Source organism: Rhodopila globiformis, assembly GCF_002937115.1.
GTDB classification, from domain to species: domain Bacteria; phylum Pseudomonadota; class Alphaproteobacteria; order Acetobacterales; family Acetobacteraceae; genus Rhodopila; species Rhodopila globiformis.
In genome coordinates, this window is the sequence record NZ_NHRY01000074.1 from 38,303 (window position 1) to 58,525 (window position 20,223).

Annotated in this window: 18 protein-coding genes; 13 read left to right on the top strand and 5 right to left on the bottom strand. The window is 69.1% G+C overall.

Translation table 11 applies throughout. The annotated features are described in order from the left end of the window. The first annotated feature begins 73 nt into the window (after positions 1–73). From CCS01_RS07885 to CCS01_RS07905, 7 genes are all read left to right on the top strand, one after another. Positions 74–817, top strand: coding sequence for a prepilin peptidase (locus CCS01_RS07885; protein WP_239992050.1), 744 nt, complete (start codon positions 74–76; stop codon positions 815–817). 160 nt (positions 818–977) lie between these two features. Beyond that, complete coding sequence (locus tag CCS01_RS33525; protein ID WP_158258282.1) at positions 978–1,316, top strand: hypothetical protein; 339 nt, start codon at positions 978–980, stop codon at positions 1,314–1,316. Continuing rightward, the gene (locus tag CCS01_RS07890) at positions 1,313–1,738 is read left to right on the top strand and encodes a GspH/FimT family pseudopilin (protein WP_158258285.1); all 426 of its coding nucleotides are present in this window, start codon (positions 1,313–1,315) and stop codon (positions 1,736–1,738) included. Before CCS01_RS33525 ends, CCS01_RS07890 begins: the two co-directional genes overlap by 4 nt. 100 nt (positions 1,739–1,838) lie before the next feature. Beyond that, a complete protein-coding gene (locus tag CCS01_RS33530) occupies positions 1,839–2,825 on the top strand; it encodes a PilN domain-containing protein (RefSeq protein WP_158258283.1) in 987 nt (328 codons plus the stop codon). Beyond that, a complete protein-coding gene (gspM, locus tag CCS01_RS33535) occupies positions 2,822–3,406 on the top strand; it encodes a type II secretion system protein GspM (RefSeq protein WP_158258284.1) in 585 nt (194 codons plus the stop codon). The genes CCS01_RS33530 and gspM overlap by 4 nt, the downstream gene beginning before the upstream one ends. Continuing rightward, on the top strand, positions 3,403–3,927 hold the full coding sequence (locus tag CCS01_RS07900; RefSeq protein ID WP_104518280.1) for a general secretion pathway protein GspN: 525 nt from the start codon (positions 3,403–3,405) through the stop codon (positions 3,925–3,927). Before gspM ends, CCS01_RS07900 begins: the two co-directional genes overlap by 4 nt. Before the next feature lie 283 nt (positions 3,928–4,210). Then, positions 4,211–4,906 carry an SDR family oxidoreductase gene (locus tag CCS01_RS07905; protein ID WP_104518281.1) on the top strand — a complete coding sequence of 232 codons (696 nt, stop codon included), beginning with the start codon at positions 4,211–4,213 and terminating at the stop codon, positions 4,904–4,906. Between the two features lie 1,126 nt (positions 4,907–6,032). On the opposite strand, the gene rquA is transcribed toward CCS01_RS07905, so the two are convergent. Beyond that, a complete protein-coding gene (rquA, locus tag CCS01_RS07910; protein WP_204848178.1) occupies positions 6,033–6,749 on the bottom strand; it encodes a rhodoquinone biosynthesis methyltransferase RquA in 717 nt (238 codons plus the stop codon). 574 nt (positions 6,750–7,323) lie between these two features. On the opposite strand from rquA, the gene rpmB reads away from it, so the two are divergent. Beyond that, positions 7,324–7,629 (top strand): 50S ribosomal protein L28, encoded by a 306-nt coding sequence (gene rpmB / locus CCS01_RS07915; RefSeq protein ID WP_104518283.1) that lies wholly within the window; start codon positions 7,324–7,326, stop codon positions 7,627–7,629. A 447-nt stretch (positions 7,630–8,076) separates the two neighbouring features. Beyond that, the gene (locus CCS01_RS07920; protein WP_104518284.1) at positions 8,077–8,535 is read left to right on the top strand and encodes a hypothetical protein; all 459 of its coding nucleotides are present in this window, start codon (positions 8,077–8,079) and stop codon (positions 8,533–8,535) included. A gap of 65 nt (positions 8,536–8,600) precedes the next feature. Here the strand turns inward: CCS01_RS07920 and CCS01_RS07925 are convergent, their stop codons facing one another. Continuing rightward, a complete protein-coding gene (locus CCS01_RS07925) occupies positions 8,601–10,190 on the bottom strand; it encodes a dihydrolipoyl dehydrogenase family protein (protein ID WP_239992051.1) in 1,590 nt (529 codons plus the stop codon). Between the two features lie 495 nt (positions 10,191–10,685). Between CCS01_RS07925 and trxB the strand changes: the two genes are divergently transcribed. Beyond that, positions 10,686–11,660 (top strand): thioredoxin-disulfide reductase, encoded by a 975-nt coding sequence (gene trxB / locus CCS01_RS07930; RefSeq protein WP_104518285.1) that lies wholly within the window; start codon positions 10,686–10,688, stop codon positions 11,658–11,660. 138 nt (positions 11,661–11,798) lie between these two features. Further along, on the top strand, positions 11,799–12,683 hold the full coding sequence (locus tag CCS01_RS07935) for a LysR family transcriptional regulator (protein ID WP_104518286.1): 885 nt from the start codon (positions 11,799–11,801) through the stop codon (positions 12,681–12,683). Positions 12,684–13,492: 809 nt separating this feature from the next. Here CCS01_RS07935 and CCS01_RS07940 read toward each other — a convergent pair. The 3 genes from CCS01_RS07940 to CCS01_RS07950 are packed head-to-tail and all read right to left on the bottom strand — an operon-like array spanning position 13,493 to position 17,037. Next, positions 13,493–14,920, bottom strand: coding sequence for a pyridoxal phosphate-dependent decarboxylase family protein (locus CCS01_RS07940; protein ID WP_104518287.1), 1,428 nt, complete (start codon positions 14,918–14,920; stop codon positions 13,493–13,495). 9 nt (positions 14,921–14,929) lie between these two features. Further along, entirely contained in the window at positions 14,930–16,012 is a 1,083-nt protein-coding gene (locus CCS01_RS07945; protein WP_239992052.1) for a glycoside hydrolase family 5 protein, read from the bottom strand. A gap of 50 nt (positions 16,013–16,062) precedes the next feature. Beyond that, positions 16,063–17,037: a glycosyltransferase family 2 protein gene (locus CCS01_RS07950; protein WP_104518289.1), complete on the bottom strand. Its 975-nt coding sequence runs from the start codon at positions 17,035–17,037 to the stop codon at positions 16,063–16,065. Between the two features lie 63 nt (positions 17,038–17,100). On the opposite strand from CCS01_RS07950, the gene CCS01_RS07955 reads away from it, so the two are divergent. Both CCS01_RS07955 and CCS01_RS07960 read left to right on the top strand, forming a co-directional pair. Then, positions 17,101–18,528: a glycosyltransferase family 39 protein gene (locus tag CCS01_RS07955; RefSeq protein ID WP_104518290.1), complete on the top strand. Its 1,428-nt coding sequence runs from the start codon at positions 17,101–17,103 to the stop codon at positions 18,526–18,528. A gap of 652 nt (positions 18,529–19,180) precedes the next feature. Beyond that, positions 19,181–20,194, top strand: coding sequence for an alpha/beta fold hydrolase (locus CCS01_RS07960; protein ID WP_104518291.1), 1,014 nt, complete (start codon positions 19,181–19,183; stop codon positions 20,192–20,194). The last annotated feature ends 29 nt before the right edge of the window (positions 20,195–20,223 follow it).

Consider the following 20,223-nt stretch of genomic DNA (forward strand, 5'->3'; position numbering starts at 1 on the left):
GGTCGAATAGGTCGCCCGAGCGATCACAGGCAAATGACAGGTCAGCGATGAGGCCCGGCTCGCGGAGCCATCGATGATGCAATCCCTGATCCCGGCCTGGGTCTGGCCGCTGCTGGCGGCACCGTTCGCCGGCAGTTTCCTGGGCGTCCTGATCACGCGCCTGCCGCTGGGGCAACCCGTCGTCCTCAGCCGATCGGCGTGTCCGCAGTGCGGAACGCGGCTGGGCGCGGCGGAGCTTGTGCCGGTGGTGAGTTTCCTGGCGTTGCGCGGACGCTGCCGCCACTGCGGGCATCGCATCGACTGGTTCCATCCGGCGGTGGAACTGGCCGCCGTGGCGGTTGCCGCCTGGGCCGGCTGGGCGGAGACGGATCCAGCGTGGCTCTGGATCGCCTGCGGCCTGGGCTGGACGTTGCTGGCGCTCGGCTGGATCGACCTGGACAGCTTCCTGTTGCCGGACGTGCTGACCTTGCCGCTGTTGCTCGCGGGTCTTGTTGTTACAGTCATGTTGCAGCCGGAGGCGCTGGCGGATCATTGCCTGGCGGCTGCCCTGGGCTATCTGTCGTTTGCCGGCATTGCGCTGGCGTATCGCCGCCTGCGCGGCCGGGAAGGCCTGGGCGGCGGCGATGCCAGGCTGATCGCCGCGGCAGGCGCCTGGTGCGGGCTGGAGGCGTTGCCCTGGATCGTCTTTGCCAGCGCGGCGCTGGGGTTGCTCGCGGTCTTGGGATTGGCGCTGACGGGCCGCGCGGTGACATCCAGGACGCGGATACCGTTTGGCACCTGTATCGCTTTGGCATTCTGGGTGGTGTGGTTGTACTGAAACGGACAGCGGCCGGTTTCGTTACATCAGCTCCCGGGACCTGCCTGCGGACCGGATGCACCACCAATGGGCCCAGGCGAGCTTGCCGGCGGGACATGGCACGACGGTGAGACCTGTTGCAACCCAACCTTTGCGCGGGCATTGGGGCCGGGAGGAGTGGATGGAACGGTGGATCGCGATGCTCGCAACGGCGGCGGCTGCGCTCGCCGCGACACAGCCGGCTGCCGCGTGGGAGCGTGGACCGGTGTGCCGGCAACCGACGGTGATCGACGAGATGGCGCGTGAGATGCGAAATCAGAATTATTACGCATGGGTCGATCCGAGCCTGGTGACGGAACAGGCCACGTCCGTTGCCGATGTGGTGCGGTGCCAGGTCTGCGTTCTGGTCGCTCCGTACGAGATGACCCGCTTCGGCGACCGCCCGGTCCCGCAATGTCTGGCGCACGCGTTCGAGGTGCGCATCGTGCCGGCTGGCTTCGTCGTACGCAATCTGCAATGACGACCCATCCCCCCAGGCGCGGCGAAGCCGGTTTCACCCTGATCGAAATGATCGTGGTGATTGCCATCGTTGGCCTGGTCGCCGGGCTGGTACTGATACGGCAGCCCTGGACGAGCGCCGGATTTGAAAGGCAGGCGACGCAACGCGCACTGGCCGATGCCCTGCACCTGGCCCGCTCGCGCGCCATCGCGCAAGGCCGGAACGTTTCAATCCTGACCGGAGCCGCCGGTTTTTCGGTTGACGGCGGTCCAGTCAGGGCGCTGCCGGCGCATGAGGCGCTGAGCGCATCGCGCATCGTCTTCATGCCGGATGGCGGATCCTCCGGCGGAACGATCGTGCTTGCTGCGGGGCAGAAAAGAATCGCCATGACCGTCAACTGGCTGACCGGGCGCGTGCGTGCCAGCGCCCTGGAGGGGCACTGACGGATGCCGTACCAGGCCCGTCCTCCGGCGCCGAACGCCCACACGCGCGACTGGCGCTGCGGCGCCGGGCGGATCACGGTTCCTGATGGGAGCCTGATGCATGCTCGCTGACTTTATCGCCTGGTGGACCGCGCGGATCGCCGAGTTGCTGCCGGCATCGTGGATGCGCGGCAGCGCCGGCACGGCCGACGCCGTCGTCATCGAGGCGTATCAGAATGGTGAAGTAACGGCCTTGCGGCGCCACAAGGGTCGTGTGGAACCCATCGGCCTCGGCGCGGCAGCCCGGCTGGCGGCGCGCGAGCCGGTGGTGCTGCGGCCGGCGGCCGGCATGGTGCTGGAAAAGCGCTACACCGTTCCCACGGCGCCACGGCGCGACCTGGACCAGATGCTGCGCCACGATCTGTCGCGGGTGACGCCGTTCCCGGCCCAGGCGTTGTACTGGCGGTGGGATGGGCGGCCGAAGCCGGCAGACCGCAGCCGGTTGGACATCGTGCTGACGATGGTGCCGAAAACGACCGTGGCGGCAGCGCTGGAAACACTGGCGGACGCCGGCATCGCGCCGGGCGCCGTCGAGGTCGATGCCGGCGGGCACTGCCTGCTGCTGCCGATGGCGGATCAGGATCCCAGCCGATCGGCGCTGCTGCGCGGGCTGGCCTGGGGATGTGCCGGCCTGGCCGTGGTGGCGCTGATATTGCCGTTTGTCCTGCAGGCAGTGGCGTTGCAGAGCGTGAACACGCAAATCGCGGACCTGCAACCGGCACTGACGCAGGTCGAGGCATTGCGCCGGGGCATCGTCGCCGGCAACGCCGGGCGCGAGGTGCTGGCGCGCGAAGCCGAGCACACGGCCGATGTGTTGCAAGTCCTGGCGACGCTGACGCGAATCCTGCCGGACGACACGTTCCTGACCGACTTTGTCCTGCGCGACCGGCATTTCACCATCAGCGGCCGATCGGCCTCGGCGCCGCGGCTGATCACGGGGCTGGCGGCGGACCAGACGATCCGCAATGCGGCTTTCGCCGCGCCGGTGACGCGGATCGAGGGCACCGCGGCCGATGCGTTTTCCATTGGCGGGGATATCGTGCCATGAGTCCGGTGGCCTGGCGCACCGGCCGGCCCGGGCAGGCGCTGGCCGTCGGCTGCGGCCTGCTGGGACTGGCGCTGATCTGGCTCGGCGCGATTGCGCCGCTCTGGTCATGGTACGCCGATCGGCAGGCGTTGCTGGAGCGGCGGCAGATGATGCTTGCGCACATGCAGGGGTTGGCGGCCAGGCTACCGGCCTTGCGGGCGGCCTCGGCGAGCCGGCATGGCGTCGAAGCCGAGCACGACATGCTGCCGGGCGCAACCGATGCCGTTGCCGCGGCGGCCTTGCAGGAAGCCGTGCAGAAGATGGCGACCGCGGCCGGCGCCAGCCTGACGGCGGTGGAGACGCTGCCGCCGGCGACCGAGGCCGATCGGTGGCGCAAGGTGTCGCTGCGGATCAGCCTGAACGCCCCCTGGCCGGTGCTGATCGGCCTGATGCACGCGATCGAGCGCTCGCCATCCCGCCTTTTCATCGCCGACGTGCATTTCCACAGCCCGGCGATCCTGGTCCATTCGACGAACCGGCCCATCCAGGCGTCGATGGTGCTGTATGGCTTCCGGCGAGCGGCGGGAGGGCAAGGCGCATGAACGGAGGCGCGCTGGCTGGCTTGGCCGCTCTCGCCCTTGGGCTGTCCGGGACGATTGGCCTGGAGATTCTGGCCTGGCAGGCGAGGCCGGAGGGGACAGCGCTGGTGCGGCCCGTTTCCGTCACGCCGTCCGACGCTCCGGCTGCGCCGGCCGAGCCGCCTGACGGCCATGAGGATCCGTTGAACACCATCCTGGGCCGGCCGCTGTTCAGCCCGGACCGCCGCCCGGCGGCGTCCGGCGCACGCAGCGTGAGCGGTTTGCCGCGCCTGGCCGGAATCGTGGTGACGGGCTCGCGGCGGACGGCGATTTTTGCCGCCTCACCGGGCGGCAAGCCGGTCATCGCCGATGAAGGTGTGCGGATCGGGGCCTATGACGTGAAAGCGATCAGCGAGGCCGGTGTGACGGTCGCCGGGCCGGAAGGGACGATGGTGCTGCGGCCGATGTTCGATCCCGCCCCGCCGCCGATTGGAAAGGCCACGCCGCTGGTACGGACGGAGTCGCCGAGGCGGCCGGCGCGGTAGGATCGAAGGGCACGGGACCCGTTCAATGGCCACCTGAATGGCAGACGGCGGCGATATCCTTTCCGGAGGGTCGCCCTGCGAATCCCCACGTCCCACCATGTATTGTCTCCCCCCTTGATGTGCCGCCGGACGCGCTGCACCCTGCGGAGCAGCAGGAAGGGTGGCCGCCCGCGCTTCTTGGCTGTCACAGCCGACGCCCGGCGCCAGGCAGGCCCGGCCGGCGCGCTTGCGGAGCGGACGCAAAGCCCGACCGCGATGCTTATCGCCAGAAGGGAGAGGCTGGATGTTCGCCAACAAGGTCATCCTCGTCACAGGGGCCGCCGGCAACGTGGGAACGGCGCTCGCAAAGCTGCTGGCCCCGCGCGCGGCGCGCGTGGTCCTTGCCGATACCGATCGCGGCCGGCTTGCCGCCGTGGCCGGGGCGCTGGAGGGCAGCGGCCATCTGGCGTTGCCGGACTACGACCTGACCAGGTCCGCAGCCGCGGAGGCGCTGGTCGGCAAGATCCAGTCCGATTGCGGCCGTCTCGACGGCGTCGCCACGACTGTCGGCGGATTCTCCATGGCCACGCTCGCGGATGCTGGGGCGGAGCAATGGGAGGCCATGTTCCGCCTGAACGTCATGACGACCTGGAACATCTATCGCGCAGCCGTGCCGGCCATTCGGCAGGCAGGTGGCGGTGCCCTGGTGGCGATCGCCAGTGCGGCCGGGTTGCGCGGCAGTGCGCAGATGGCCGCCTATAGCGCAACGAAGAGCGCGGTGATGCGGCTGACGGAAAGCCTCGCGGATGAGCTGCGCGGCGACCGCATCCGGGTCAATGCGGTCCTGCCCACCACGATCGATACGCCACAGAACAGGGCGGCCATGCCGGGGGCGGATACGTCGCTCTGGGTCCAGCCGTCCGAGGTGGCCGAGGCGATGGCCTTTCTTCTGTCAGGCGCCGCAAGCGGCATCACCGGCGTGTTGCTGCCTGTGGGATAGCGGCGATGCTCGTGAACAGGCCGCTTCTGCGTCCCAACTACCTGCGGACTGGTGTGGCCAGACCTGGCCTCCGGCCGCAGTCAATCTGCCTGAACGCCATGCCGGCCAGGGCCTTGCCACCTCAAGACCCTGGCCGTCCGGAGTCGCAACACGATATGCGTTGTAGTCGCCCAGCCCGCCCGCGGGCACCACGATGGATGAAAATGGCAGGCGTCGTTGCCTCACCGTCATGGCCGGGCATGTCCCTACGCAATGCACACATCCTGGAAACGAGTCGGAAATGACCGTAAAATCAAGTGCTTGCCTGGGCGCCGCTGCGTTCCCCCATCGTCATGGCCCGGCTTGTCCGGGCCACCTGTCGCGGCACAAGTGCTGGAATAGGTGGCCCGGACAAGCCGGGCCATGACGAAAGGGAAACGCAGCGGCGGACCGTTTCCGAGATGTGTGCATCCCGTAGGAGCCTGCGGCGGCCGACGATGGTTCACCACAGAGCCACAGAGATTGCAACGAAGCCGCCGGCGGTGTGGCGGTTCTGATCTCTGTGGCTCTGTATCTACCATGAAAATGCCCTCTGGCAGGCGCCGATCGTCTCTCTATCGTCATGGCCGGGCGTGTCCCGGCCATCCACCCCCCACCGTCGAAGCGCAGATGGCCGGGACACGCCCGGCCATGACGGAGGGGCAATGGACCCCTCGCCCATTTTCCGCCATTGCGGTGCCGGCGCGCCGGCTGGCTAACTCTGTGGTGAAATCCGCGGATTCTCCGCCATTACAACATCGCCGATCGGCCGCCGACCCCGCAGCCCGTTGCTGCGCGGGCGCAACCTTGCCGCCGATGGACGGCATCCGTGTCTCCACGGGCTGTCGATCCCGCACATTCGTCTCAACCGACCTGCTGTTTGCTATAGTGTCTTTGTGTTGAAGCGATTTCGCCGCTGGCACCGGCGACTGACGTTGGGCGTACGACTGTCACCACCCGTCTTTGCCCGCAGTATCGCATTTCAACACGAATGACTCCGAAGGCCACAAAGCACGCGAAGCAAACTCTTCGCCTGCGTCTTTCTCCTGCGGCCAGCAACGGCTGGACAGCGGGCGGCGCACTTGCCGGCACGCCGCCCCGCCCCCTTTCAGACCGTGATCACCAGCTTCTGGTAGAAGCCGCCGAAATAGCCGCTGCGCGAGACGATCCGGTTGCGGTGCGTCACCGGCAGCCAGGTCTCCACCGGCCAGGTCCACAGGTCCGGGGCGAACGGCTCCAGCCGGGTCAGCACCGGGTGCCAGAGGTATTTCAGCGGATGCCAGGCCGCCGGCCGGGCGAAATCCACGACCACCAGCTTGCCGCCCGGCTTCACCACCCGCAGCGCCTCGCGCAGCGTCGCCTCGCGCACGGGCACCGGCATCTCGTGCAGCAGGAAGAACAGCAGCGCCCGGTCATAGCTGGCGTCCGGCAGCTGCAGGTCCGAACTGTCCATCGCCAGCAGGCTCACCCGCGCGTCCGCCGGCAGCTTCCGCTGCAAATTCTCCAACTGGATCGGCAACACGTCCACCACGTCCAGCTGCGAGCCCTCCGGCACGCGGGCGGCGAGTTGCGGCGTCAGGTTGCCGTAGGCGCAGGCCACCTGCAGCGTGCGCCCGGGCAGGCTGTCGCCCATCTCGGCCAGCGTGGCGTCGCGCATGGTGACGTACTTGCCCCACAGGATCAGGTTCACCAGCCACTGCCGCTCGAAGAACCGGACTGCCCGCGGATGGACATAGGTCCACCAGTAGACCTCGTTCAGGTAATCGGGAATACGCAGTCCGGCCTTGCCGGTGCCGGCAGCCGGGGTGCTGGCGGCGAATGACAAGGGCCCTGTCAGATCACGGTCCGTGACAGGAAAAAATGACCCCATCTGGCTTTCTCCATCTGCGCGTGCATTTGTATAAATTCACACACGCGTGAACAAGTGAAACTTCGGGTCTCAGAAGTTCTTCCGAGTCGCAAATAGTTATCTTTTATCGATAAAGAATTATCAATGCGAGAGACCCTGTGACTGGACCGCGCCTGCGTCCCACAACCGCCCGCTTCCATCCCGCCCGCGCCGGGGCTGAAAATCCCGCGACGCCGGCCACGGCCCTTGCGCCGTGCCTGCACAGACACTTCTTGCTCTCTTGTAACGCAGACGAAAAGACATGCAGATCCCTTCTGCGCCCACCGCGGGCGGGACGCCGGAAGCCGGGAATGTCCGGTTGCAGGTGTTGCCTACCTCTTCCTTGGCGCGCCGGCATTGTGACAGATCAAAAAGCCGCGACACCAGCCTGATCCGGCCTGCCCGCGGCCGGGGGAGGGCCGCCGCCGACCCGGCGGCCCGTCTTGCTTGACGCCGCCCGCCCGGATCGTCATAACCCGCCGCTTCCAATCTGTTCTGAGGGTCATGTGCGATGTCACGTCGCTGCGAAATCACGGGTAAAGGCGTTCTCAGTGGCAACAACGTCAGCCACGCCAACAACAAGACCCGTCGGCGCTTCCTGCCGAACCTCCAGGTGACGTCGCTGCTGTCCGAAAGCCTCGGGCACGAGGTGCGCATGCGCCTGTCCACCCGCGGCATCCGCACAGTGGAGCACAATGGCGGCATCGACGCCTACCTGCTGGCCACCCCCAACAGCAAGCTGACCGGCGAGGCGAAGCTGCTGAAGCGCCGGATCGAGCGCGCGCGCGCCAAGCGGGCCGACGCCGCCGCCGCCTGACCCAACCGTCCGCGCCGCGCCGGAGCCACCGGCGGGGCGCCACGGCTTTCCCGGATGACCGGAACGGCAAGCGCGGCCACGGGGACATCCTCCCCCCTGCCGCTTCCGCTGTTTGCGGCGTTCTGGCGCGCCCGTCGCCGGCTGGCGTTGCCCGGCGGCAGCCGAGTCGGCATCGGGTTGTATCCCGCCGGAAAGTTGTTCAACTAAAAGTTGATCAGCGAAGGTTTGTCTTATTATTGGCGCAGTGCCGGACTATTGGTGTTTTTTTCACACAGTTCCGAGAAATTCATCAAATCACTTCGGCCATTCGCTCACGGCGGTTGCCCGGTGCGCTCTTTCGTTGCAAATGCACCGACGGGATCTCGAAGCAGGCCAACTGCTCTCTGTGACGTGATATCTTTCCTTACTTTTTCATCCCTATTCTGGTTGCAGAACAGGAGGCTGGCTTTGGACGCTTCACACTTCAGGCAGCGGGCAGCAATCGCCCGGGAGCTGGCCCAGGCGGGCGAGGATCGCCGCCTGGCGCACATGCTCTTGGAACTCGCCATCGATCTGGATGCGGAAGCCGAGGCGATCGAAGCCGAGCAGGCCCGCACCGCCGATCGGCACCCTGCCAGCGCGACGGCACAGGCCAGCGCGACAGCACCGGATGGTAACAGAGCGGCTGCCCCGATCATCGATCTGACGACGCCCGGCGTGAAGCCCCCGGTGGACACCCGGCCCAGCCGCTTCAGTGCCGTGGTGTTGCCCTTCCCGGCCCGCGGCCTGCCGCAGGAAACGACACTGCCGCCGGCGGCCAGGCACCCAGCGGCAAGGGCCACGCCGCCGCTTGCCGTTCCGGCCCCGCCGCAGCCGTCGCCAGCCGACACCCAGGCCGACATCTGCACGCTGCTGACCATCGGCTGATGCCGGCCGCTCGATAACCACTGGCCGGCACGCGGCGCGGCGAAGCACGCTGACGGGGCAGGCTGTCAGGGCAGCCGCCCGAGCAGCCGCACCAACGATTTCATCCCCGGCGAAAACAGCCTTGCCATGAAAGCCCCGGTCGCGGCGCGCTTGGCCGCCTCCGACCGGGTCGGGTAGGGCACGATCAGCCCGGCCAGGGCGGACAGCCGGGTGCGGCGGGCGATCGCCAGGCTCCAGGCGGTGATCATTTCGCCGGCCTGCGGCGCCAGGATGCCGGCCCCGACGATGCGGCCGCGCACCGCCACCAGCTTGACCAGGCCGTCGGTGTCGCGTTCGGCCACGGCGCGGTCGTTGTCTGCCAGCGTCCAGCGCAGAATCCGCACGGGCAGCCCCGCCGCCGCCGCCTCGGCCTCGGTCAGGCCGGTCTGCGCCAGGTCCGGGTCGGTGTAGATGACCCGCGGGAGCGCGGTATAGTCCAGGCGCGCCGGCAGGCGGAACAGCACGCGGCGGATGATGATGCCGGCATGGTACGACCCAACATGGGTGAAGGCGCGCGGCCCCAAGCCGACCGGGCTGGCGATGTCGCCGGCGGCGTACACATGCCGGTTGCTGACGCTGCGCAGGCCGCTGTCGGTCACGATGCCGTGCGCATCGGCCTGGATCCCGGCCGCCGGCAGGTCCAGCGCCTCCGTGTTCGGCGTCCGCCCGGCGGCAACCAGCAGGTGCGACCCGTTGATGCGGCTGCCGTCGGACAGCACCAGCACCGGGCCGGAGGCCACGCGCGCCACCGAGGCGCCTTCCCGGATGGTCACACCGCGCCGCACCAGCACGCGCCGCAATCCGGCGGCGAGTTCCGGGTCCTCCCGCAGCGCGATGCGGGCCGCCTCCACCACGGTCACCGCGCAGCCCAGATCGCAGAACGCAGCCGCCATCTCCAGGCCCACCGGCCCGCCGCCGAGGATCAGCAAATGGTCCGGCCGCTCGGCCAGCTCGAACAGCGTGTCGTTGGTCCAACAGGGAACCTGGTCCAGGCCCGGAATCGCCGGCACCGCGGCGCGGCTGCCCGCCGCCACGACGAAGCGGCGCGCGCTGAGCCGCCGGCCATCCACCGACAGGGTCGCGGAGTCGAGGAACCGCGCCTCGCCACGCAGCACCGTGGCGCCGAGGGCACGGTAGCGGGCCTCGGAATCGGCCGGCGCAATGGCGGCGACGACTCCCCGGATATGCGCACGCAGGCGATCCCAGTCGATGATCGGCTCCAGGGCGATGACGCCGAACCGCCCGGCCTCACGCACGGCACGCGCGGCGTGCGCGGCGGCCAGCAGGGCCTTGCTGGGCACGCAGCCGGTGTTGAGGCAGTCGCCGCCCATCCGCCCGCGCTCGATCAGCGCCACCCGCACCCCAAGCTGCGCCGCCCCGGCCGCAACCGAAAGCCCGGCGGACCCGGCGCCGATGACGGCGAGGTCAAAATCCATCGGGGTATCCGCCGGCCGCGGCAGGGCGGCCCCGGCCTGCGCCAACGCGCTGCCGGCGGCGCCAGCGCACACCGCGCAGACTCCGCAACAGGCCGGTGAGACGCCACCGGACGCGACGGACTGCCGGGGTTGCCGCCCCTGCTCCTCCAGGCCCGCATGCACGCCGTTCGGCTGTTGCATGTGACATCAACGGAAGTTCACGCTCCGGGTTCGTCACGTCGATCCTGTGTTTGCCCCGGTGTATCGCCGCAACGGCACCGGCAGGAGTGACAACCCCGCGAGCGCGGTATCGGGAACAGGATTCGCCAACAGAACAAGACGGCGGGATGGCAGGCAGGCGGGATGACGCCCACAGGCGCCAACATGGCGGAGCACGTTGTCTATCCGTCATGGCCCGGCCCGTCCGGGCCACCTGTCGCGGCACACGTGCTGGAATAGGTGGCCCGGACACGCCGGGCCATGACGAGGAGGCAATGGCCGTGCTGCCAACACGTGGCATTGGCCGTGCCGCCGGCCCGCCAAGTTGGCGTCGGTGGGGATCACACAGCCCATCCCGCCGGCAGGCGGCGGGCCGCTGCGCTCGTCCCGCGACAATCCGTCAAAAAACAGCGCCTGCGTGCCTCGAAATGAGTCACATCGCTTGCTCCTTTGGACCGCGCGCCGATATGTTCAGGTATGTCTGAAACGCATCACACGAAGCTTCTGATCATCGGCGCCGGGCCGGCCGGCTATACCGCGGCGATCTACGCCGCGCGCGCCGCCATGGCGCCGCTGCTGGTCGCCGGCATGCAGCCGGGCGGACAGCTGATGATCACCACCGACGTCGAGAACTATCCCGGTTTCGCCGACGTCATCCAGGGCCCCTGGCTGATGGAGCAGATGCAGGCGCAGGCCGAGCATGTCGGCACCCGCATCGTCCACGACCTGATCACCGAGGTGGACTTCTCCCGCCGGCCGTTCCGCTGCCGCGGCGACTCGGGCGACCTGTATACCGCCGACGCCGTGGTCATCGCCACCGGCGCGCAGGCCCGCTGGCTGGGCCTGGAGTCGGAACAGGCGCTGCGCGGCCGCGGCGTCTCGGCCTGCGCCACCTGCGACGGCTTCTTCTACCGCGGCAAGACCGTCGCGGTCATCGGCGGCGGCAACACGGCGGTCGAGGAAGCGCTCTACCTGACGCACCATGCCGATCACGTGACGCTGGTGCACCGCCGCGACAGCCTGCGCGCGGAAAAGATCCTGCAGGACCGCCTGTTCGCCAATCCCAGGATCAGCGTGATCTGGAACAGCGGGGTGCGGGCGATCCTGGGCGGCGGCACGCCCGAGGTCGTGACCGGCGTGCGGCTGCGCGACACGGTCAGCGGCGCCGAGTCGGACCTGCCGCTCGACGGCGTGTTCATCGCCATCGGCCACACGCCAAACACCGCGGTGTTCAAGGGCCAGGTCGACATGGATGCCGAAGGCTACATCCGCACCACGCCCGGCAGCACCCGCACCTCGGTCGCGGGCGTGTTCGCCGCGGGCGACGTGCAGGACAAGGTGTTCCGCCAGGCGGTCACCGCCGCCGGCACCGGCTGCATGGCCGCTTTGGAGGCCGAGCGGTTCCTCGCCGGGGCCGGGCAGGAAATAACCCCGTCCGTGGCGGCCTATTGAAAAATGTACACGAAGGTCTTGAATGATCCCTTCGTGAATCGGAACATCGTGCCCGGGAATGATCGGCTGCCCCGGCCCCATGTGGACGACTGACGGAATGCGGCAGGCATCATGCCGACTGCGGGGAGAGGTTCTGTGATGGATTGGGACAAGCTGCGTGTCTTTCACGCCGTCGCGGAGGCCGGCAGTTTCACGCATGCGGGCGACACCCTCAGCCTCAGCCAGTCCGCGGTGTCCCGGCAAATCTCGGCGCTGGAAGAGGCGCTGCAGGTGCCGCTGTTCCACCGCCACGCCCGCGGCCTGATCCTGACCGAGCAGGGCGAGTCGCTCAACCGCACGGTGCGGGAGGTGTTCGCCAAGCTGGCGATCACCGAGGCGCTGCTGACGGAAAGCAAGGAAAAGCCGGCGGGCAAGCTGAAGGTGACGACCACCGCCGGGTTCGGCTCGATGTGGCTGGCGCCACGCCTGCATGCGTTCCTGGACGCCTATCCGGACGTCTCGGTCTCGCTGCTGCTGGATGACCAGGACCTCGACCTGGCAATGCGGGAGGCCGACGTGGCGATCCGCATGCACGCGCCGAAGCAGCCCGACCTGGTGCAGCGGCACCTGTTGACGCTGCAATGGAACATCTGCGCCTCGCCCGAATACCTGAAGAAGCACGGCGTGCCGCAGCGGGCCGAGGAGCTGGACGCGCACCGGCTGATCCTGTTCGGCAACCATCATCCGCCGGTGCCGGAGATCAACTGGCTGGCCGAGGCTGGGCGGCGTCCCGGCAACCCGCGGCGGGCGCTGCTGGAGGTGAACTCGATCAACGCCATCCTGCTGGCGATCCGGGCCGGGACGGGAATCGGCGCCCTGCCGGATTTCGCGAGCACGGAGAACCCCGACCTGGTGCAGGTGCTGCCGGAGCTGAAGGGGCCGAAGGTGGACGTGTTCTTCGTCTATCCCGAGGAGCTGCGGAACTCGAAGCGGGTGGCGGTGTTCCGCGATTTCCTGCTGGCCCGGCTGGCGGAGCGGCATTAGCGGCGGGACCGGCGCCCCGCCACGGTACGGCAAAGCAGGTCGCCTGCGACGGAGCAGCGGCGCGGCCTCACCGTCAACGACCGCGACACGCCCCATGGAATCAGGATAGGGCGTCGGGCGGAGCAAGGTCGTCTCCCTATCGTCATGGCCGGGCGTGTCCCGGCCATCTACCCCCGACCGTCGAAGCGCAGATGGCCGGGACACGCCCGGCCATGACGGTGAGGCAACGGACCTCGCCCCGCGCCCATTGGCGCCGGCGAAACCGCATTTTCATGGGAGAGGGCAAAGACCTTGCGCCGCAGGACCGCGGCTGGCCGCGGATCCGATCCGGCAGAGGCGCAATCGTTATGACCTAGCGAATATCCCGCGCTTGATCCACGCCCGGGGACAGCGGATTTGCCCGCGATCACGCCGCGCCGCCCCGCCGAACCGCCCCAGGCCGATCGCCGCCGCGCCGGGGGCGACAGGCGGCAATCCCCTCGGGCGTCAGGCCCATCATGACGGCGGCAGGGTCGCGCCGGTTCCAGCATATAATTTTTGTTTCGTTATGAAACTGGCAAGTTCGCACAAAAGCCATACGCTCTACGCCGGTACCGTTCGGTAGATATGCGTACTCAGCATATCGGCTGCCTGTTTCAGGGGGTAGTCGCCTTCGCAGGTGCGGGATACATGGTCCCTGTGAGTTACGGCAGCAATGCTGTTCGAGTTCCAGCGCAGGCCGCTGGAAAGGGGTCATTGGCCCCTGCGTCTCCCAGACGTGAAGCCTCCCTGTATACTTGCCCCCGGTCATGACCGGGGGCATTTTTCTTTCATCCCGCCGCCCGCGCCCGGCCGAGGCGCAGCACCGCATCCACCATTATTGCGATATCGTCCGCTGTCGTCCGGTGGTTCACCAGCGCCGCGCGGATCGCCAGCACGCCGTTCACCAGCGTCGTCGAGGGCGCGGCAATGCCGGCCTCCTGCAGATCCGCCACGATGTCCGCGTTCAGCCGATCGAGGTCACCGGCGGCGGCGCGGTAGCGGAAGCAGACGATGTTCAGCGCCACCGGCGCCAGCCGTTCCAGTTCCGGCTCCCGGTCCACCCGCGCCGCCAGCGCCGCCGCCAGGTCGCAGCCGGCCTGCACCACCTGCCCCAGCGCGTCGGCGCCATACACCGACAGCGTCATCCACACCTTCAGCGCCCGGAACCCGCGCGACAGGTCGGGGCCGAGGTCGCAGGGCCATACCCCGCCCCCGGCCAGGCCACGCTGCTCGCGGCGCAGATAGGCCGCCTCGGCGCCGAAGGTTTCGATCTGCCGGGTGGGGTCGCGCACCACCACGCAGCCGGCGTCGTACGGCACCTGCGCCCATTTGTGGAAATCGAACGCGACCGAATCCGCCCGTTCGATGCCCGCCAGCTTCGGGCGCAGCGCCGGGGCCAGCAGCGCCGTGGCACCGAACGCGCCGTCGACGTGGAACCACAGCGACTCGTGCGCGGCCACGTCCGCCAGCGCCGCCAGGTCGTCGATCGCGCCGATATCCACCGAGCCGGCAGTGCCGACGACCAGGAACGGCCTCAGCCCGGCTGCCCGGTCCTGCGCGATGCGCTGCCGCAGCAGGTCCACCCGCATGCGGCCGTCGGCGTCGAACGGGATCATGCGCAGCGCCTCGCGCCCCAGGCCGGCCATCTCCATCGCCCGTGGCAGGCAGCCGTGCGCGGCGGCCGAGGCATAGCCGACCAGTCCGCGGCCGGACACGCCGGTCTGCCGCACAGCCGGACCCTCGCTGGCGGTGCGCGCCACCAGCACGCCGATGAAGTTGGCCATCGAGCTGCCGGTGACCAGCACGCCACCGGCCTCGGACGGGAAGCCCAGCATCTCGGCCGCCCAGGCGATCACCTGGCGCTCGACCTCGATGGGGGCATGGTCGCGGCCGCCGAGGTTGGCGTTCAGCCCGGCCGCCAGCAGCTCGGCCAGCATGCCAACGGGATTGCCGCCGCCATGCACCCAGCCCATGAAGCGCGGGTGCAGGTTGCCGGTGGCGTAGGGCTGCACCAGGCGCCGGAAGTCCGCATACACCGACCCGAGCGGCGACGGATCGCGCGGCAGCGGCTGCCGCAGCTCGGCGCGCAAGGATTCCGGCATTGGCTGCCAGACCGGGCCCTCGCGCAGGGTTTGCAGGTGGTCGACCATGTCGTCGATCATGCGGTGTCCGAGGGCGCGCAGGTCGCTCCAGTCGGCGGGGTCAAGGCTGTCCATGCGGTGGGATTACATCCGTAATGAAAGCCCCAGCGCCGCCAGGACCGGACGGTCCAGGACCGGGCGCAGGCGGGGCGGTGGGGTAATGGCGAAGCCCATACTATCGTCGTAACCCCAGAGTGCCCAGCCAATGCCGTCGGTTTCCAGCGCCTGGCGCACGGTTTTCAGCCAGGTGAGGCGCGCGGGCGCGTTCAGCGCGGCGCTGGCGCCGAACTCGCCGGCAAGCAGGCGGACGCCGTGCCGCCGCGCCCAGGCCGTTGCCCGCCCGATGCGCGCCTCCAGCCGCGCTGCGGTCCAGCCGTAGTGACAATAGGCGCGCATGACGTCCCGCGTCGCCGTGTCGGCCGCCCGGGCGGTGGTGGCGTCGCAGGCGGCGGCGTCGCAGGCGGGGAACGGCAGGCGCGCCAGCGCGGTGCGGTCCAGCCCCGGACGCCAGGCCGCCAGCGACGTCAGTTCCGGCGGGTCGTAGAGGTGGAAGCTGTACAGCACATTGCGATCGGCCTCCGGCGCCAGCGCCAGCAGGCCGCCGATGCTGCCCCAGTCGGCGCCGGTCAGCACCACGGTGGGGTCGGGCAGCGCGCGGCGGATGATCAGCAGCAGGCGGTGCTGCAGGGCGGCCCAGGCAGCGGGATCGCCGGGGAAGACCGGCTCGTTCAGCACCTCGGGCACGGTCCGCAACGGATCCAGCGGCCGCAGCGCCGGCGCCAGCGCCTGCCAGAAGGCGAGGATTGGCGCGGCATCGGCTTCCAGGTGCCAGCCCTGCGGATGCGGCGCGACCACCACCGCCAGCCCCTGGCGCTGGATGCGGTGGATCGCGCGCAGCAGCGCGGCGCGGCCGGAGGTGTCGCCGACGACGGCCGGATCGACCGCCAGCCGCACGAAGTCGAACCCGGCGGCGCGCACGTCGGCCAGCGCGCCGTCGCCGAGATAGGCGACGAGTGCCGCGGGGTCGCGGCTGGGCGGGAAGCGGAACCAATGGGTCAGGTTGACGCCGCGGGACAGGCGGAGGGGGATCTGCGACGTGGTCGGCAAAGGCGGTGGCGCCGTCTCCATCGTCCTGGCGGCCGACGGCACCACCGCCCCCTCCGTCATGGCAGCCACGGGCCACAACCACGCCGCCAGCAGAACCGCCAGGGCCCGCCTCACCGGTCGATCCGGACGGCGCTGGGGGCGTAGTGCTGCACCAGGTAGAGTGGCCGCTGCTTGGTCTCGTTGAACACCCGGCCGAGGTACTCGCCGATGACCCCCAGGAACATCAGTTGCACCCCGCCCAGGAACAGCACCACCGTCATCAGGCTGGGATAGCCGGCGACCGGGTTGCCGATGACCAGCGTCTTGACGATCACCTGCAGCGCATACACGCCGGCGAGGGCCGCCACGCCCAGCCCGAGATAGGTCGCGCACTTCAGCGGCATGACGGTGAAGCTGGTGATGCCCTCCAGAGCCAGGTTCCACAGCCGCCAGTAAGTCCATTTGCTCACCCCGGTGCTGCGGCACGCCCGGTCGTACGGCACGAACGTGGTGGGAAAGCCCACCCAGGCGAACACGCCCTTCATGAAGCGGTGGTGCTCCCGGAGCTGGCCTACGGCGTTGACGGCGCGGCGGCTGAGCAGGCGGAAGTCGCCGGTGTCCTCGGGCAGCCGCACGTCGCCCATGCCGCGCGCCAGGCGGTAGAAGGCGTGCGCGGTCCAGCGCTTCAGCCAGGTTTCGCCGGCGCGGCTGCGGCGGCGGGCGGCGACCATGTCGTAGCCGGCGCGCCACTCTGCGACCAGCGCCGGGATCAGCTCCGGCGGGTCCTGCAAATCGGCGTCGATCACCACCACCGCGTCGCCGGCGGCATGGTCGAGCCCGGCGGTGATCGCCGTCTCCTTGCCGAAGTTGCGCGACAGGCTGAGTACGCCGACGCGGTCGTCCGCCGCCTGCAAGGCCCGCATCACCGTCAGCGTGGCGTCGGTGCTGCCGTCGTCGACGTAGATGACTTCCCAGTTTTCCTGCCCCTCCAGCGCCGCCGCCAGGCGCTGGTGGAAGGCGTCCAGGCCGGCCGCCTCGTTGCACGCCGGCACCACCACCGAGATCACCGGCTGCCAGGCCGGCCGCTGTGGAAACAGGTCGGGCATAAGCACTCCGTTAACCATTCCATGGCAGCATCGGCGCCAGGATGAGCCGGAAAGTGCTGCGATTTGGTTAACGTATCGAAGAATTCCGCCCCCGGGGCCGTGCTGCTGCTGGGCGTGGCCGTGCTGATTGCCGCCGCTTGGCTGCGCGGGGCCGAGTATGACGAGCAGTACACGCTGTTCCTGACCGCCGGCATACCGCGGCCGGTGTGGCCGGACGGGTTGTTCCCGGCCGGGGTGATCGCCGCGGCGCAGGCGGGGCACGCCTCGGCCGCGCAAATCGCCGCCGATTTGCGGGCCACCGACGTGCATCCGCCGCTGTATTTCTGGGCAGTGGCGCTGTGGCGCGCGGCGTTCGGGCCGGGCCTGCTCACCGCCCGCCTGTTCTCGGTGCTGTGCGGCGTGGCGTCGCTCAGACTGGTGGGCGTGATCGCGCGGCAGTGCCGCATCGGCGCGGCGGCGGCGATGCTGCTGGCACTGGGGTGCTACGGCTTCGTCTATACCAACGCCATCGCCCGCGGCTTCGCGCCGGCCGAGACGGCGTGCCTGGCGGGGATAGCGCTGCTGCTGGCGCGGCGGCCGGTGCTGGCCGGGGTGGCGTTCGGCGTCGCCTGCGGCTGCAATTACCTGGCGGTGTTCGTCGGCGTGGCGGCGATCGCGGCGGCGGGAGCCTGGAGCGGGGTGCTCGGCGCCGCGCCGTTCCTGGCGCTGGATGCCTGGTTCTTCGCCGCCCAGCACGGCGCGCGGCCGGACCAGTTCCCGCCGTTCGCCCTGCTGCCGTCGCTGCTGCGCCTGGCGGGCTACCAGGCGGCGGCGGTGTTCGGCGGCTTGCCACTGTATGTCGAGGGTCTTGCGCGGCTGGCGGTCGGCGGCGCCATCGGGCTGGTGGCGGTGGCCCTGGCCGTGCGGATGGCGCGGACGCTGCCCGGCGGCGGGTTCCGTTTGCTGCTTGCCGCGGTGGTGGCGCCGGCGGCGGGGCTGCTGCTGCTAGGGGTCACCTTCAACACCACGCCGATTGAGCTGCGCTACCTGGCGTTCGGGCTGCCGTTCCTGGCGCTGCTGCTGGCTCGTGCGACGGCGGGCGCGCCGGTGCTGCAGGCGGCGGTGCTCGGCCTGCAGCTTGCCGGGGTCGCCGGGCTGCTGCTCGCGCCGGGCACCATGCAGCCGATGCGCGCCGCGGCGGCCGAGGCGGCGCGTTTCGCCGGCGACGGGGTGGTGCTGCTGCCGCGCGGCAACGACGGCGTCGGCCTCGTCGGCGCCTTCGGGATCGAGGCGCCGGCCGCGATGAAACTGCGCCTGGTGCGCCCCGGCGAGACGGTAGCGGTTCCCGGGCGCCGGGTGGCGCTGGTGCTGCTCGGCCGCGACCGCGACAGCACTGCCACCCTGCCCGCTCTGCGTGAGGCGGTGGCAGGTCCCGGCTGGCGCCGCGTGGCGGGCGGTTCGGGCGTGGAGGTCTATGAGCGGAACGAAATCGGTGTTGCGCGAAAGGAATGATCATGCTCGAGGGGTTCCGGAGCACGAGGGACCAGCAGGAGGGTCATCCTGATAACCGGAAAGGGCAACGGCGTTCGTTTCGCTTATAGGGCGGGATTTCCCTGGCTTTGATGACCAGGGCACGGTGGTCGATGTCAGGCCAAAGCGGCCCAATCCCTTCTCTGCGGACTCTGCGCCCCGCTCTGCGAACTCTGCGTTGAATCGCGGTGGCCGGGGCGCCACCGGCGCTTCAGGTTGGGCGGCTCGCTGGCGACGCCGATCTTTGTTACGGCATCAGATTCTTAACGCAGAGTGTGCAGAGCGGGGCGCAGAGCCCGCAGAGAAGGATTTGTTGCGACCTGCGATCCCAGCGGCTCGACGCCAATCGGCAGCCCCTGTGACGGCTCCGGCCTGGCCGCCAGGACAATGCAGGCCAACCCGATATTTCCCCGGCGGACCAACGCGAACGTCAACAGCCGCGCCATGACTGTGATTGCCCGGCCGGTGCGGACCGGCGATAACGCGATTGGCGCGCCTGGCACGCCATCGCTGGATTTGTTCCATAAGCCAATCGACGGTGCCCGCGACCCGGCTTCGTCCGCGGCGGCAGGACCGGACGGACCCATGCCGCTCCCCGGGGTGCAGGGACACCCAACAATGGAGGGAAAAGCCGATGGACTATGAAATTCTCGAACTCGGCAACGTCGTTCTGCAGAACGGCGCCACCATCCGCAACGGCCGTCTCGCCTACAAGACCTTCGGCACGCTGAACGCCGCGAAGGACAACGTCATCGTCTATCCGACCTGGTATTCCGGCCAGCACACCGACAACGAATGGCTCGTCGGCGAGGGCCGCGCGCTGGACCCCGCCCGGCAGTTCATCATCATTCCCAAAATGCTCGGCAACGGCCTGTCGTCATCCCCGAGCAACACGCCCGAGCCCTGCAACGGCCCGCGCTTCCCGAAAGTCACAGCCTATGACAACGTCCGCGTCCAGCACCGCCTGGTGACCGAGAAATTCGGCATCGAGCGCATCCGCCTGGTGACCGGCTGGTCGATGGGCGGGCTGCAGACCTTCCACTGGGGGGCGATGTATCCATCGATGGTCGAGCGCATCGCGCCGTTCTGCGGTTCCGCCAAATGCTCGCGGCACAATTTCGTTTTCCTCGAAGGCGTCAAGGCCGCGCTGACCGCCGACGCGGCGTTCGCCGGCGGCTGGTACAAGACGAAACCGGAAACCGGCCTGCGCGCGATGGCCCGCGTCTATGCCGGCTGGGGCTTCTCGCAGGCGTTCTATCGCGAGCAGCTCGACATCAAGGCGATGGGCTATTCCTCGCTGGAGGACTTCCTGGTTTCGTTCTGGGAAGGACTGTTCCTGCCGCGGGACGCCAATAACCTGCTCGCGATGCTGTGGACCTGGCAGAACGGCGACATCAGCGCCAACGAGCTTTACGGCGGCGACCTGAAGAAGGCGCTGAACGCCATCACCGCCAAGGCCTACGTCATGCCCGGCATCACCGACCTGTACTTCCCGCCGGAGGACAGCGAATTCGAGGTTGCCAACATGCCCAACGCCAGCTTCGTTCCGATCCGGTCGATCTGGGGCCACTTCGCCGGCGGCCCGGGCCTCAATCCAGAGGACGTGGCCTTCATCGACGGCAAGCTGAAGGAACTGCTGGCCAGCTGAGATCATTCATTCACTGCCGCCACACAGGA

Bases quoted from the DNA above. Each gene is read 5' to 3' on its own strand.
- CCS01_RS07885 (WP_239992050.1), top strand. From the start codon at position 74: ATGATGCAATCCCTGATCCCGGCCTGGGTCTGGCCGCTGCTGGCGGCA.
- CCS01_RS33525 (WP_158258282.1), top strand. From the start codon at position 978: ATGGAACGGTGGATCGCGATGCTCGCAACGGCGGCGGCTGCGCTCGCC.
- CCS01_RS07890 (WP_158258285.1), top strand. From the start codon at position 1,313: ATGACGACCCATCCCCCCAGGCGCGGCGAAGCCGGTTTCACCCTGATC.
- CCS01_RS33530 (WP_158258283.1), top strand. From the start codon at position 1,839: ATGCTCGCTGACTTTATCGCCTGGTGGACCGCGCGGATCGCCGAGTTG.
- gspM (WP_158258284.1), top strand. From the start codon at position 2,822: ATGAGTCCGGTGGCCTGGCGCACCGGCCGGCCCGGGCAGGCGCTGGCC.
- CCS01_RS07900 (WP_104518280.1), top strand. From the start codon at position 3,403: ATGAACGGAGGCGCGCTGGCTGGCTTGGCCGCTCTCGCCCTTGGGCTG.
- CCS01_RS07905 (WP_104518281.1), top strand. From the start codon at position 4,211: ATGTTCGCCAACAAGGTCATCCTCGTCACAGGGGCCGCCGGCAACGTG.
- rpmB (WP_104518283.1), top strand. From the start codon at position 7,324: ATGTCACGTCGCTGCGAAATCACGGGTAAAGGCGTTCTCAGTGGCAAC.
- CCS01_RS07925 (WP_239992051.1), bottom strand. From the start codon at position 10,190: ATGCAACAGCCGAACGGCGTGCATGCGGGCCTGGAGGAGCAGGGGCGG.
- trxB (WP_104518285.1), top strand. From the start codon at position 10,686: ATGTCTGAAACGCATCACACGAAGCTTCTGATCATCGGCGCCGGGCCG.
- CCS01_RS07935 (WP_104518286.1), top strand. From the start codon at position 11,799: ATGGATTGGGACAAGCTGCGTGTCTTTCACGCCGTCGCGGAGGCCGGC.
- CCS01_RS07940 (WP_104518287.1), bottom strand. From the start codon at position 14,920: ATGGACAGCCTTGACCCCGCCGACTGGAGCGACCTGCGCGCCCTCGGA.
- CCS01_RS07945 (WP_239992052.1), bottom strand. From the start codon at position 16,012: ATGACGGAGGGGGCGGTGGTGCCGTCGGCCGCCAGGACGATGGAGACG.
- CCS01_RS07950 (WP_104518289.1), bottom strand. From the start codon at position 17,037: ATGCCCGACCTGTTTCCACAGCGGCCGGCCTGGCAGCCGGTGATCTCG.
- CCS01_RS07960 (WP_104518291.1), top strand. From the start codon at position 19,181: ATGGACTATGAAATTCTCGAACTCGGCAACGTCGTTCTGCAGAACGGC.